This is a genomic window from Rhodobacter maris (assembly GCF_900217815.1).
GTDB classification, from domain to species: Bacteria; Pseudomonadota; Alphaproteobacteria; order Rhodobacterales; family Rhodobacteraceae; genus Rhodobacter; species Rhodobacter maris.
In genome coordinates, this window is sequence record NZ_OBMT01000002.1 from 349149 (window position 1) to 363545 (window position 14397).

Here is a 14397-nt window from a genome sequence, read left to right on the forward strand (position 1 = left end):
TCTGATGAGCAGCCCTTCCAGCCTCAAGTCGCAAGACCTCGCCCCGGAAGACCGGCCCGATGCCGGCTTCATCGGCCAGTTGCGCGATTTTGCCCGGCTCCTGCGGCGCGACCATCAGGGCCGCGCTCTGATGGGCCTGATCGGCGGTATCGTCGTGGTGATCGGGCTCACCGCCTTCATGCAGATCCAGCTCAACGCCTGGAACCAACCCTTCTACGATGCGCTCACGCGCAAGGATTTCGCGGCCTTTCTGACGCAACTGGGCGTTTTCGGCATTCTGGCGGGGCTGCTTCTGGTGCTCAACGTCTCGCAGACCTGGATCGACCGCACGCTGAAGCTCAGTCTGCGGCGTGGCCTTGTGGCCTCGGTTCTGGCGAGCTGGCTCGTGCCCGGCAAGGCGCTCGCGCTCGCCCGCGCAGGACGGATCGGCGAAAACCCCGACCAGCGACTTCAGGCCGATATCGACCTTCTGGCCGATCTGACCGTCGCGCTCGGAGTCGGTCTCTTTCAGGCCTCGCTGCTGCTTTTTTCCTTCATCGGGGTGCTCTGGCATCATTCCGAGGGGCTGACGATCACACTGAGCGGTCACACCTACGTGATCCCCGGCTTCATGGTCTGGTGCGCGCTGGCCTATGCCGGGCTCGCCTCCTGGCTCAGCTGGCGCGTCGGCCGCCGCCTTGTGCCGATGACAGCCGAAAGCGCGGCGCGCGAGGCGGATTTCCGCTTCGAAATCGTGCGGGTGAACGAGGCAGCGGAAAAGGTCACGCTCGCGCGCGGCGAGGCGGCCGAGGCACGCCGGATCGAGGCGGCCTTCGCGCGGCTCGTGGTGATGCTGAAATCGGTGATCCGCGCGACAGTGGGGCTGACCTGGGTCACCGCCGGCTCGGGCTGGCTGACACAGATTGCCCCGATCGTCGCGGCTGCCCCGTTCTATTTCAGCACAGACATGACGATTGGCGAGCTGATGCTCGTGGTGGGCGCCTTCAACCAGGTGCAGGGGTCGCTGCGCTGGTTCATCAACAATTTCGCTTCCATCGCCACCTGGCGCGCGACGCTGTTCCGCGTCATCGCCTTCCAGCGCGCGCTCGACCGGCTGGAAGGGGTGGATTGCACCGCGGCACAGGGCAATATCACCCGCGCGATCAGCTCCGGCGGAATCGAGATCTCCGGCCTGCGCATCGCCACGCCGCAGATCACCGTACGCCTGTCCGAGGATCATATCCGCCTTGCCCCGGGTGAGCGGATGCTTTTGCGCGGCAGCTCCGGATCAGGAAAAACGCTTCTGTTCCGGGCCATTGCGGGGCTTGCCGAAGAGGGAGAGGGCTGCCTTGCCCTGCCCGCGCCCGAACGGGTGCAGTTCATTCCCACCCGCGCCTATCTGCCGCCGGGGCGGCTGTGCGATGTGCTCGCCTATCCCGATGCGGCCGAAAGTTTTCCGCGCGAGCGAATGGTCTCTGCGCTCGCAGCCGTGGGGCTCGCGGGCCTCTCCTCCCAGCTTGAGGAAGAGCACCACTGGGCGCGCAATCTGGGCGAGAGCGACAAGCAGAGCCTCGCCTTTGCCCGCGTCGCGCTGCACCGGCCCGACTGGCTCGTGATGGATGACGCGCTGATCAGCCTCGACCCGGACGCGCTCGCCCATGTGCTCACGCTTCTCCATGGCGAGCTGAAGGACATGGGGATGCTCGACATCGGCAATGGCGCGACCCCGCCCGGGGTCTTCCCGCGGGAGGTGGCGATTGTTACGGAAGCTCCACAAGGGACCGCCTCAGAGGTCGCGGGCTCCGAGCCAGGGGCTTGAAAAGCCAAGCCTGTCAAGGCCCAGTCGCACCTCGGGCGCCGACATGAAAAGCCGCCACAAAAGCCCCGAGCGGGCATTTTCGATCATGCCCACGATCGGCCCCTGATCAATGGCCAGATGGCTTTGGGCCACCCAGTCGCGGCTGTCGCAGAAGGCATCATAAAAGCCGCAGGCCCCCCAGAGCGCGCCGCCCCTGTGGCTCGCGTAATGGCGCGCGGCAGCCAGCGCCGGACCGGGCAGATAGGGCATTGAGGCAAGCGCCCCGGTTGGCGCGATCACGCCATGATCGTTTGTGGGCGAAAAGGCATTGTAGCCATCCGGCCCGTCGCAGGCGGTGAGCCCCCAGGCCGGGCCATAGCCCGCAAAACCGCCCGGATTGGCGCGGCAATGGGCAAGGTTGATGCGCACCTGCGCCCGGTTTTGCGCGAAATAATCGATGCCGCCCTCGATCAGCCCGCGCGGATCAAGCCCCATGAAGCTGTAATGCGCAAAGAAAAGCGGCCCGCCCGCCTCTGGCCCGAGCGGCAGGCGGATGCGATGATACGTCTGACCGTTGCGAAAGCTCGCGCTCCCTTTCCAGCCCAGATGATAGGCCGCAGGGTCGATGGGATGCTCGGGCGCGCCCGCCGCGAGGAGGAAGGTCACAAGCGCCTCGTGCCAACCGCCAAGCGCGAGCCGCCCGAAACCACGCGTCGGGCTCCAGTGCCAGTGCATCGCCTCCGGCCGCGGGCAGAAGCCCGCCCAGTCGACCCCGCGCCAGAGCGCATCGAGACGCGCCGCAAGCCCCGGATCGACGGCGCCAAGCCATTGCCGTGCCGTCAGAATACCCATCATCAAAAAAGCGGTCTCGACGATATCGCCACCATCGTCATGGGGCGAAAAGGCGATGGTCGTGCCACTTGTCCCGTCCATCCAATGTGGAAAGGCGCCGCGGTAGCGCGGCGATGCCTCAAGATGATGGGTGATGCGCGCGATCTGCGCGATCACCGCGTCGCGCGCCACAAAGCCCCGCTCGGCCCCCACGATCAGCGCCATCAGGCCAAAGCCGGTGCCCCCCGTCGTCACCACAGGATCGAAGGCCGGATCGCCCAGCCGCTCGCGCGCCATGCCGCTGACGGGATGGGCGAAGGTGGTGAAATAACGCAGCGTCTCGGCCTGGATCCGGTCGAGGAGCCGCGCCCCTCTCATTTCGACCACCAGATCGAGATCTCCTGCCCCTCAAACGCATGCGGCCCGACCGTCAGGCGAAACTCGCCCCCCTCCCAGTCGCGCCGCATCGCACCGAGATCGGTGCCGCGGTCATAGGCGAGATGCTCCGCGGTGAGCTGAAACAGCGCCTGCTTCGTCTCGCCGGGCGCAAGGGGGATCCGCGCGAAGCCCTTCAGTTCGCGCACCGGGCGCGAGATCTCCGCCACCGGGTCGCGCAGCCAGAGCGTGACCAGTTCCACCCCCGCCCGCGCACCGGTGTTGGTGACCGGCAGCGCGATCTCGAGCACTGCATCGGCGCCTTGCAACCGGGTCGAGGAAATCTCCGGCATTCCATGGGCGAAGCGCGTGTAGGTGAGCCCGAACCCCGCGGGAAAAAGCGGCGTGAACGGGCTTTCGAGGATGCAGGCAGTGGTGAATTTGCGAAACACGTGCTGGCCATGCTCATCGAGCGCATGATCGCCCGCGACATCGACGCCGATCCCCCCGGGCGGGCGCCCCGAGGGCAGATCCTCGGTCCGAAGCGGCAGTTGCCCCACATGGCGCGGCAGCGCCATCGAGAGCCGCCCTTCGGGGGACCGGTCGCCGAACAGAACCTCGGCGATCGCCGGGCCGCCCTCGGCGCCCGGATGCCCGGTCCAGATCAGCGCATCGGCAAGCTCGGCGGCATCGGCAAGCGCAAGCGGCCGCCCCGCCAGAACGACAACGATCAGCGGCACGCCCCGCGCCTGCGCCACCGCCGCCACCTCGGCCAGCAGCCGTGACTGCGCCCCGGGCAACGCGATGTCGAGCCGTGTCGCGCTCTCACCCGCATGTTCCTTCGCCTCGCCAAGGGCCAGCACCACCGCGTCGGCCTGGCCCGCAAGCGTGCGCGCCTCGGCCAGCATTTCCGTCAGCGGGCGTTCTTCCGGCGGCACCGAGGGCATGGTGCGGTTGTGCATGTTGAGCCGGGCGGCAAGGTCCGGATCCTCGACGATCGAACAGCCCTTGGCATGGACCACGGCAAGATTTGGCCCCGCCGCCGCGCGCAGCCCCTCAAGCAGCGTGACGCTGTCGGCCGGGTTCACGTCGATCGCCCAGGTGCCCTGCATGTCGATGCGCGAATGCGCAAGCGGGCCGATCAGCGCGAGCGTGCCCTGACGCTTCAGCGGCAGCGCGCCCGTGTTCTTGAGCAAAACGAGCGAGCGCGCCGCCGCCTCGCGCGCCAGCGCCACATGTTCGGGCGCGCGGATCACTTTTGCCCGCCGCTCTTCATCGAGCCCCATATAGGGGTCGTCAAAAAGTCCGAGCCGGTATTTTGCGGCGAGCACCTGACGCGCGCGCGCGGTGATTTCGGCCACCGTCACCGGGCCGAAGGGGCGCGCCTGCGGGGCGCGGCGGCCCTCCTCGACCAAGGCCGCAAGATGGCGCAGGAAGGCGCCCGAGACCAGATCGACCGTCACCCCCGCCTTGAAGGCAAGATAGGCGGCGGCACGCGCATCGGAGGCAATGCCGTGATGGATCAGCTCCGGGTCGATCGCGGTGAAATCGGTCACGATCATGCCCTCGAAACCGAACTTTTCGCGCAAGATGTCTTGCAACAGCACGCGGTGCGCGGTTGCGGGAATGTCGTTGAGCGCGGAAAAGGCCACCATCACCGCGCCCGCGCCTGCCGCAACGCCCGCCCGGAACGGCTCCATGATGCGCATCAGCGTGGCCGGGCTCGCCTCGACAATGGCATAATCGCGCCCGGCCACCGCGAGCCCGTACCCCGCGAAATGCTTCAGCGTGGTCATCATCCGGTCGGGGCGGGCCATGTTGTTATCCGCGCCCTGATAGCCCTCGATCAGCGCCTCGGCGAGACGGGCGGAGAGATAGGGCAGCTCGCCATGCCCCTCGGCCACGCGCCCCCAGCGCGCGTCGTAGGAGATGTCGAGCATCGGCGCCCAGGTCAGGCTGACGCCATCGGCGCGCGCCTCCGCCGCCGTCATCGCGGCGATGCGGCGCATCAGCCCCGGGCTCCAACTGCACGAAAGTGCGAGCGGAATCGGCCCGCAGGTGATGTAGCGCTGCAGACAGTCGCGGGCGAAAAAAAGGGGAATGCCCTGCGGCGCCTCCTCGAGCGCCATGCGCTGCAGCCGTCGCCGCTCCGGGATCGTCGTCCCGGCCGAGGTGCCGCAAAGCTGGCCGCGCCGGATCAACGTTTCGGTATCGGCGCCCTTGGCGGCGCCGGTCGTCGGCAGGCCCGCAGCATGGGGAAAGTTGAGTTGACCGATCTTGTCGGCAAGCGTCATCCGCGCCAGAAGATCATCAAGAAAACGGGTCATTGCAGCCGGTTCGGACATGGTTTGCCTCCTCACGCCTCGGGCGAGAGTGGACCGCGCCGGGGCGCGGCGCAAGCGGGCCCGGGCCACGGTCACGTGAGGGAAGGATGTTTGAGCGGATCTTCGACCAGCCCCCCTTCGCGGTGGATTATCTGCCCGGACGGGGGGCGGATCTGGTGATCGCCTTCGCCTCGGTGGGCCATGACCCGGCGCGCCCGCCCGCTCCCGAGTTTGTGGCAAGCGCAACCGGGCGGGGCACGGCCGCCTTTCCGCGCCCGGCGCTTTTCGTTGCGGATGCGAGCCGCAGCTGGGCGAATGACCCGGGCTTCGAGGCGGCCCTGACGGAAAGCCTCAGGGCGGTGCGCGCGCGGCAGGAGGTGGCGCGGGTGACCACGCTCGGGCTCTCGATGGGGGCCTTTGCGGCGCTTGTCGCGACGCAAGTGATCGCGGTCGATCTGGTGCTCGCCTTCGGGCCGCAGGTTTCCATCGCCCCGGGGGCAGTGCCCGGCGAGACCCGCTGGGCAGAATGGACCGGGCGCATCGCTCCCCTCCGGTGGAAAACCGCGCCCCTGCCTGATCCGGGCCATGCCTGGCTCTTTCATGGCGGGCAGGACGATCTGCCCCATGCGCTGCGATTCCCGTTCCGGAAGAACTGCGACCAGCTGATCTTTCCGGGCCAGAGCCATTCCGGGCTCGTGCCGCACTTGAAGCAACAGGGCGCGCTGTCCGGGCTGATCGAGGCGGCGCTCGCGGGGGACCGGCGCCGCGTTTTGCGGATTGCGGCCAGCGCCGGGGGCTGGCGGCGCCAAAAACTGTTTTCACCCGGGGAAAGCGCTAGTCTGCGCTGACCTCGCGGCGCAAAAACCGCATCATCTCCGTGCGCCGATCCGCAAGAAGGCTCCGCGCACGGTCTTCCGCGACGCCCAGCGCCCCGAGCGCGCGGTCAAGCAATTCAAGGCTCGTCTCGAAGGCTTCGGGGATCACATGGCTCGCGCCGCGCGCAAAGAGCCGCACCGCATGATCGGCATCCTGCGCGCGCACGATGATCGGCACATCGGGGCGTTCCGCGCGCACTGCGGTCACGATCGCTTCCGCCGCGGCCGGGTCATGCATGGTCAGGATCACCGCAGGCGCCTCGGCCAACCCGCAGCGGCGCAGGAAGCCTGCGCGCGCCGCATCGCCAAACACCACCTCGCGCCCTCGCTCGCGGCCGCGGCGCACCAGATCCGCGTCGCGGTCGATCACCAGACAATCGAAGTTCTCGGCGGCCAGAACCTCGTCGATCAGCCGACCGACCCGCCCATGCCCCACCACCAGCACCCGGCCCGAGGTGGCGTCGGGCAGCACCGCATCGCCTCCGGCCGTCGCCGCCCCCGCCCTTGTGCCAACGCGACGGCCCATCTTGGCGAGAAGCGGAGTGAGCAGCATCGTGCCCGAGGCCACAAGCAGCATGAACTGTTCGACCTCGCGCGAAGTAAGCCCGCTAGAGCCCGCCATGCTGAGGACGAGAAAGGCGAATTCGCCCCCTCCGGCAAGCAGCAGCGCGGCTTCCAGCGCGCGCGGCCAGGGGATGCCGAAGGCGCGGGCCAGCGGCGCCATCACCGCCGCCTTGAGCGCAGTCATGCCGACGACCGAGACCACGACCATCACCGGATAGGCGGCGATGGCGGCGGGGTCGATCCGCATGCCGACCGAGATGAAGAAAAGGCCCAGAAGCAACCCCTTGAAGGGCTCGATATCGACTGCAACCTGTCGGCGGAATTCGGTTTCTGCCAGCAGAAGCCCGGCAAGAAAGGCGCCCAGGGCCATGGAAAGACCGGCAAAACGGGTCACGAGGGAGGTGCCGACGACGACGAAGAGGATCGTCGCCATGAACAGCTCGCGGTTTTGCGTATGCGCGACTTGCCGGAACAGCCGACGCAGGATCAACCGGCCAAAGCCGACAATGAGGCCGATCGCCGCCACCGCCTGAAGGAGCGCTGTGCCAAGCCCGCCCAGCACCCGGCCCACCGAGACCGAATGCCCGTCGGCCGTGGCATCGCCGAAGACAACGATCAGGAACAGGATCGGCACGACAGCAAGATCCTGTGCGAGGAGCACACCGAAAATATTGCGCCCCGATATTGTGGTCAGGCGGCGCTGGTCGGCCAGAAGTTGCAGCACGATGGCGGTGGAGGACAGCGCAAGACAGGCGCCGATCACGAGGCTCGCGTCGATCGGGTTGCCGAAGAGCCAGGCGGTGAGCGCGATTGCCACCGTGGTCAGCACCACCTGCGCCATGCCGAGCCCAAACACCACGCGCCGCATCGTCCAGAGCCGGTCGAGCGACAGCTCGAGCCCGATGTTGAACAGCAGAAACGCCACGCCAAGTTCGGCAAGCTGGTCCACCGCTTCCTGCGAGGAAATCGTGAACCAGCCGAGGAACGGAAGGTATTCGGTCAGCCGGCCGGCACTGTTGGGGCCCAAAAGCAGCCCCGCCACCAAAAAGCCTACCACCGGCGAGACGCGAAAGCGTGTCATCAGCGGCAGCACGACCCCGGCAGTGCCAAGGAAGATCAGGGTTTCGCGGTAAAATCCAAGGTGGCTCGCATCGGTCATGGTCCTTTCAACCACGAAGCCGCGCGACGGGCGAGAGGCTATTGTGTCCAGCCGGGTCAGATGCTTGCGGACATCTTGCCGCGGCCGCTATGAGGCATTGATTCCATGGCCTTTTTCCGGTTGCCGGTGAAAGGCTGCCGGGCTCGCGATGCTTGACCGGCGCGCCGCGCAGGATCAGACTCGGAGCATTGTGTCCCTCCGCCCGCGTTGCGCCGAAGGAGTTCTGCCGATGCCCGACCAGATCACCTCTGCCCCGCTCACCGCCACGCCCCTCGCCGGCACCGATCCCGCGCTGGGCGCAGCCCTCGCCGCGGCGCGGCTGCCGGTGGCCGATCTGGCCGAGCCGGGGTCGCAGTTCTTCACTTTTGCCCTGCCCGAGAGCGCCGGGCGACTTTATGGCGGGATCATGCTGCTTGAGGGGCACGCGCTTTTGCGCTCGATCCTCGTGCCCGAGGGGCAGCGCCGCGCCGGGCTCGGCAGTGCGGTTCTCGCCGCGCTGATCGAGGCGGCAAAGGCCGCCGGGGCGCAAGACCTCTGGGCGTTGAGCCCCGCAGCCGCAGCCCCCTTCTTCACCCATCGCGGCTTTCGCGAAGTGGCGCGCTACGAGGCGCCGCAGGTGGTGCTGCACTCGCGCCTCGCCGGGCTCACCTGCCCGATCTCGACAGTGATCCTGACCCGCGCGCTTTGACCCGCCCTGAGGGGGCGTTCCGCGTGAACGGAGCGCCTCCCCTCAGGGCGCCAGAAGGCGCTCGAAAAGGGGCGTCAGGAAGCGCTCGGCCTCCGTGCAGGGGTCGTCGTGCTCCGGGCCGAGCACGGCGCGTACCTGCACGTCAAAATCGGCATAATGCTGAGTGAGCGCCCAGATCGCAAAAATGAGATGATAGGGGTCAACCGGCGCGATCTGCCCCGCCGCCGCCCAGCCGCGGATCACCGCCGCCTTCGCATCGACAAGCGCCTTCAGATCGGTCGAGAGCATCTCTCCCATCCGCGGCGCGCCCTGCAGGATCTCGTTGGCGAACAGACGACTCTCGCGCGGCATTTCCCGGCTCATCTGCAACTTGCGCCGCATGTAGCCCATGATTTCCGCCTTCGCATCGCCCGAGGCCTCCATCTCGCGCAGCGGCGCGAGCCAGATGTCGAGCAGGCTCGTCAGAAGCGCGATGTGAATCGCCTCTTTCGACGGGAAGTAATAGAGCAGATTGGGTTTCGAAAGCCCCGCCGCCGCCGCGATCTGATCGAGCGTGGCGCCACGAAAGCCCTGCGCGGAAAAGACATCGAGCGCGGCCTCAAGAATTGCCTCGATGTTGCGCTGCTGGATCCGCGTGCGCCCGCGCGGCGTGGCCCCGCTACTCCCCGGGACGGAATTCTCGGCTCCCTCCGCTTCGGGCGCTTTCGGTTTGTCTTCTGCCATGCCGGTTCCGGTCTCCCGCTGTTGATCGCTTTCCGCCCGCGCCCGCTTGACGCCGCCTCAACCGATGTTAGCCTCTTGCTGACCGCGTGGTCAAACCACCCCGTCCAAGCCACCCCGGCGCATTCCGCCACAGCCCCGGCCCACCGGCCCCATCGCCCTCAGGAGACCCCTCATGGCGCTCGACCGCAAGACGCCCAATGACCTCAATGCTTTCTGGATGCCGTTCACGGCGAACCGCCAGTTCAAGAAAGCGCCGCGGATGTTCGTGGGCGCCAAAGACATGCATTACACCACCGCCGAGGGGCGGCAGGTGCTCGATGGCACTGCGGGGCTGTGGTGCTGCAACGCGGGCCATTGCCGCCCGAAAATTTCCGAGGCGATCGCGCGGCAGGCGGCGGAGCTTGATTATGCCCCCGCCTTCCAGATGGGCCACCCGGCGGCGTTCGAACTCGCCAACCGGATCATCGAGATCGCGCCCGAGGGCATGGAGCATGTGTTTTACACCAACTCGGGCTCGGAATCGGTCGAGACCGCGCTGAAACTCGCGATCGGCTATCACCGCGCCCGCGGCGAAGGATCGCGCACCCGGCTGATCGGGCGTGAGCGCGGCTATCACGGGGTGAACTTTGGCGGCATCTCGGTTGGCGGCATCGTCACCAACCGCAAGATGTTCGGCACGCTGCTCGCGGGCGTGGACCACCTGCCCCACACCCACCTGCCCGCGCAGAACGCCTTCACCAAGGGCCAGCCGGAGCATGGCGCGCATCTCGCCGATGAACTCGAGCGCATCGTGGCGCTGCACGGCGCCGATACGATCGCCGCGGTGATCGTTGAGCCGATGTCGGGCTCGACCGGGGTTCTGCTGCCGCCGAAGGGCTACCTCGAAAAACTGCGCGCGATCACCAAGAAACACGGTATTCTGCTGATTTTCGACGAGGTGATCACCGGTTACGGGCGGCTGGGCGCCCCCTTCGCGGCGCAGCATTACGGCGTGACGCCCGATATCATGACCACCGCCAAGGGCCTGACCAACGGGGTCATCCCGATGGGGGCGGTGATCACCACCGCCGAGGTGCATGACGCCTTCATGCAGGGCCCCGAGCACATGATCGAACTGTTCCACGGCTACACCTATTCGGGCAACCCGGTCGCTGCCGCCGCGGGCATCGCCACGCTCGAAACCTACAAGGAAGAGGGCCTCTTCGAGCGCGCCGCAGAGCTTGCCCCCTACTGGCAGGAGGCGCTGCACAGCCTCAAGGGCACGCGCCACGTGATCGACATCCGCAACGAGGGGCTGATCGGCGCGGTGGAACTTGAACCGATTGCGGGCACACCGGCCAAGCGCGCCTTCGACGCCTTCCTCAAGGCCTATGAGAAGGGCATCCTGATCCGCACCACGGGCGACATCATCGCCATGTCGCCGCCGCTGATCATCGAGAAAGCCCATATCGACCAGTTGATCGGCACCCTGAAAGACGTGCTCGATACACTCGAATAAGCGCCCTGCCGCGCACCGCGACACGATGCCCCGGGGGTCTCCCCCGGGGCTTTTTCACGCCGCGGGCGGGCGCCCAAAAATGAGGCAATCGCCAGCCAAAGCCGCGCCCCCGGAGGAAGTGCCGCGCCCTCCCCATTGACCGTTGCGCCGGAACATGGCCTGTTTCCCCTGACCAATCGGTCAGAAAAGATTCGTCGCAAGAGGGCCGAAGCCCCGCAACCGACAGGGAGAGACCCATGTCCGCACCCGGAGAAAACCTCCGTATCGATTCCGCACGTCTTTGGGACAGCCTGATGCAGATGGCCCAGATCGGCCCCGGGATCGCGGGGGGCAACAATCGCCAGACTGTCACCGATGCCGATGCCGAGGGGCGCGCGCTCTTCAAGCGCTGGTGCGACGCGGCGGGGCTGGCGATGGGCGTCGACAAGATGGGCACGATGTTCATGCGTCGCGAGGGCACCGACCCGGAGGCGCTGCCCGTTTATATCGGCTCGCATCTCGACACCCAGCCGACGGGCGGCAAATATGATGGCGTGCTCGGCGTGCTGGGCGGGCTCGAAGTAATCCGCACCATGAACGACCTTGGCATCAAGACCAAGCACCCGATCGTGCTGACGAACTGGACCAACGAGGAAGGTGCGCGCTTTGCCCCGGCCATGCTGGCCTCGGGCGTCTTTGCGGGCGTGCATACGCTCGATTACGCCTATGGCCGCAAGGATCTCGAAGGCAAGACCTTCGGCGAAGAGCTTGCCCGCATCGGCTGGGTCGGGGACGAAGAGGTCGGCGCGCGCAAGATGCATGCCTATTTCGAATACCACATCGAGCAGGGGCCGATCCTCGAGGCGGAGGAAAAGACCATTGGCGTGGTCACCCATTGCCAGGGGCTGTGGTGGCTCGAATTCACGCTGACCGGAAAAGAGGCGCATACCGGCTCGACGCCGATGGCGATGCGGGTGAATGCAGGCCTCGCGATGAGCCGCATCTTCGAGATGGTGCAAGAGGTGACGATGGCGGCGCAGCCCGATGCGGTGGGCGGCGTGGGGCAAGTGACCTTCGCGCCCAATTCGCGCAACGTGCTGCCGGGGAAAGTGGTTTTCACCGTCGATATCCGCACCGTCGATCAACAAAAGCTCGACGGCATGCGCGACACGATCGAGGCGCGCGCGGCGGACATTTGCGCCGAGCTGGGCGTGGGCTGCGCGGTCGAGCGGGTGGGCCATTTCGCCCCCGTCACTTTCACGCCGGAGCTTGTGGGCCGCGTGCGCGCGGCGGCCGAAAAGCTCGGCTACACGCACCGCAACATCGTCTCCGGCGCGGGCCATGATGCCTGCTGGGCCGCGAAAGTGGCGCCGACCACGATGATCATGTGCCCCTGCGTTGACGGGCTCTCGCATAACGAGGCCGAGGACATCAGCCCCGAATGGGCGGCAGCGGGCACCGATGTGCTGCTCCATGCGGTGCTCGAGACGGCTGAGGTGGTCGAGTGAGCAAAATGTCGAGAAAGCTTAACGATCGCGTGGGGGCGGAGTCGGCGTTTTCACCAAAGGCACCGACGGGATATCCGGAGGGGGCGGAGGCGGAGTTTGATCCTTATCAGCCATGACCGATAACCTCATCTACAACCGATATGCATCCGACTATAGCGAGACTCAGGCTCTCATGGAAGTCCTTCGGCAAACAGAAAGACATCTTGAGGAGCAACAGAGGCTTACGACTTCTGCGGATCAACGCGCCGTTGCATTCGCGTCCGTGATGATCGTTGTACTGGGAATCCTGATAGGAAACACCGAGGAACCGACATTAGGAGCGGGAAAGACTTACGTGGTCGTCGGATTTCTTACTGCTATCTCTTTGGCGTTTTACTCGGCACGCCCGACGAGAATATTCGGAAGCGGTGGGGATAGTAGAACGCTTACGGGGCACGTTGGCGCTCGGAATGAAGGCTATTTGTTGTCAGCCATAATCAAGAGAAATGATCGTAACATTGCGCACAATGATCGCGTTCTGAAGAACTCGGCAACGGTCTTCCGCGTCGCTCTGGGAACCGCACTGCTATCAGTGTTTGTTCTCTTTGCCGACTGGGCCGACTTGTGCAGAAACTGCTGAAAGGGAGGTCCAAATGAGCACAGTCATCAAGAACGGAACTATTGTCACCGCCGATCTGACCTACAAGGCCGATGTGCTGATTGAGGGCGGGCAGATCGTCGCCATCGGCGCGGGGCTTTCGGGCGAGACAGTGCTCGACGCCACCGGTTGCTATGTGATGCCGGGCGGCATCGACCCGCATACGCACCTTGAGATGCCCTTCATGGGCACTTATTCCGCCGATGATTTCGAAAGTGGCACCCGCGCGGCGCTCGCCGGCGGCACGACGATGGTGATCGACTTTGCGCTGCCCGCACCGGGCGAGGGGCTCCTTGACGCGCTCAAGGTCTGGGACAACAAAGCCGCGCGCGCGCATTGCGACTATTCCTTCCACATGGCGGTCACCTGGTGGGGCGAGCAGGTGTTTGACGAGATGCAGAAGGTGGTCGCGCGCGGCATCACCTCCTTCAAGCATTTCATGGCCTACAAGGGCTCGTTGATGGTGAACGACGACGAGATGTTTGCCTCTTTCAAGCGCTGCGCCGAACTCGGCGCGGTGCCGATGGTCCATGCCGAGAACGGCGACATCGTCGCGGAGATGTCGACGAAGCTTCTGGCCGAGGGCAACACCGGCCCCGAGGGGCATGCCTATTCGCGCCCGAGCCAGGTGGAGGGTGAGGCCACGAACCGCGCCATCATGATCGCCGATATGGCGGGGGTACCGCTTTATGTGGTGCATACCTCATGCGAGGAGGCGCATGAAGCCATTCGCCGCGCCAAGATGAACGGCAAGCGGGTCTGGGGCGAGCCGCTCATCCAGCACCTGACGCTCGATGAGAGCGAATATTTCAGCGAGGACTGGGACCATGCGGCACGCCGCGTGATGTCTCCGCCGTTCCGCAACAAAAAGCATCAAGACAGCCTCTGGGCGGGCCTGGCCTCGGGCACGCTTTCTTGCGTGGCGACCGACCATTGTGCCTTCACCACCGCGCAAAAGCGCTATGGGCTCGGCGATTTCACCAAGATCCCGAACGGCACCGGCGGGCTTGAGGACCGGCTGCCGATGCTCTGGAGCGAGGGGGTGACCACGGGCCGCCTCACGATGAACGAATTTGTCGCCGTGACCTCGACCAATATCGCGAAGATCATGGGCATGTATCCCAAGAAGGGCGCGGTGCTCGTTGGCGCGGATGCCGACCTGATCATCTGGGACCCGGAAGCGCGCAAGACGATCTCGGCCAAGAGCCACCAATCCGCGAGCGATTACAACGTCTTCGAAGGCAAGGTTGTGACGGGCCTGCCGCGCTACACGCTCTCGCGCGGGCTGGTCGCCTTTGCCGAGGGCAAGGTGACCGCGCCCGAGGGGCACGGCGAATTTGTTGCCCGCACGCCGATGGGGGCGGAAAACCGCGCGCTTTCGAGCTGGAAGGCGCTCACCGCGCCGCGCCCCGTGGTGCGCGCGGGCATTCCGGCCTCGGGCGTGTGAGAGGCGGCAGAA

The 14397-nt window shown here is 66.2% G+C and carries 10 protein-coding genes; 6 read left to right on the forward strand and 4 right to left on the reverse strand.

The features are described 5' to 3' along the window. The first annotated feature begins 4 nt into the window (after positions 1-4). Positions 5-1798: an ABC transporter ATP-binding protein/permease gene (locus tag CRO22_RS05800; protein ID WP_176518553.1), complete on the forward strand. Its 1794-nt coding sequence runs from the start codon at positions 5-7 to the stop codon at positions 1796-1798. On the opposite strand, the gene CRO22_RS05805 is transcribed toward CRO22_RS05800, so the two are convergent. Continuing rightward, the gene (locus tag CRO22_RS05805) at positions 1766-2986 is read right to left on the reverse strand and encodes a glucoamylase family protein (RefSeq protein ID WP_097069173.1); all 1221 of its coding nucleotides are present in this window, start codon (positions 2984-2986) and stop codon (positions 1766-1768) included. The genes CRO22_RS05800 and CRO22_RS05805 overlap by 33 nt on opposite strands. Then, a complete protein-coding gene (locus CRO22_RS05810; protein ID WP_097069174.1) occupies positions 2983-5328 on the reverse strand; it encodes a glycoside hydrolase family 3 N-terminal domain-containing protein in 2346 nt (781 codons plus the stop codon). The genes CRO22_RS05805 and CRO22_RS05810 overlap by 4 nt, the downstream gene beginning before the upstream one ends. 86 nt (positions 5329-5414) lie before the next feature. Here CRO22_RS05810 and CRO22_RS05815 point away from each other — a divergent pair, with 86 nt between their 5' ends. Then, positions 5415-6155: a hypothetical protein gene (locus CRO22_RS05815; protein ID WP_097069175.1), complete on the forward strand. Its 741-nt coding sequence runs from the start codon at positions 5415-5417 to the stop codon at positions 6153-6155. Here the strand turns inward: CRO22_RS05815 and CRO22_RS05820 are convergent. Continuing rightward, a complete protein-coding gene (locus CRO22_RS05820; protein WP_097069176.1) occupies positions 6142-7905 on the reverse strand; it encodes a cation:proton antiporter domain-containing protein in 1764 nt (587 codons plus the stop codon). The two genes, CRO22_RS05815 and CRO22_RS05820, sit on opposite strands and share 14 nt — an antisense overlap. A 229-nt stretch (positions 7906-8134) precedes the next feature. On the opposite strand from CRO22_RS05820, the gene CRO22_RS05825 reads away from it, so the two are divergent. Then, the gene (locus tag CRO22_RS05825) at positions 8135-8593 is read left to right on the forward strand and encodes a GNAT family N-acetyltransferase (RefSeq protein ID WP_097069177.1); all 459 of its coding nucleotides are present in this window, start codon (positions 8135-8137) and stop codon (positions 8591-8593) included. Between the two features lie 42 nt (positions 8594-8635). On the opposite strand, the gene CRO22_RS05830 is transcribed toward CRO22_RS05825, so the two are convergent. Continuing rightward, positions 8636-9316, reverse strand: a complete 681-nt coding sequence (locus CRO22_RS05830) for a TetR family transcriptional regulator C-terminal domain-containing protein (protein WP_097069178.1) — start codon at positions 9314-9316, stop codon at positions 8636-8638. Between the two features lie 172 nt (positions 9317-9488). Between CRO22_RS05830 and CRO22_RS05835 the strand changes: the two genes are divergently transcribed. The 3 genes from CRO22_RS05835 (at position 9489) to hydA (ending at position 14385) form a co-directional block, all read left to right on the forward strand. Next, positions 9489-10814, forward strand: a complete 1326-nt coding sequence (locus CRO22_RS05835) for an aspartate aminotransferase family protein (RefSeq protein WP_097069179.1) — start codon at positions 9489-9491, stop codon at positions 10812-10814. Positions 10815-11050: 236 nt separating this feature from the next. After that, positions 11051-12301: a Zn-dependent hydrolase gene (locus CRO22_RS05840; RefSeq protein ID WP_097069180.1), complete on the forward strand. Its 1251-nt coding sequence runs from the start codon at positions 11051-11053 to the stop codon at positions 12299-12301. Positions 12302-12933: 632 nt separating this feature from the next. Continuing rightward, the gene (gene hydA, locus CRO22_RS05845; protein WP_097069181.1) at positions 12934-14385 is read left to right on the forward strand and encodes a dihydropyrimidinase; all 1452 of its coding nucleotides are present in this window, start codon (positions 12934-12936) and stop codon (positions 14383-14385) included. Positions 14386-14397: the final 12 nt, after the last annotated feature.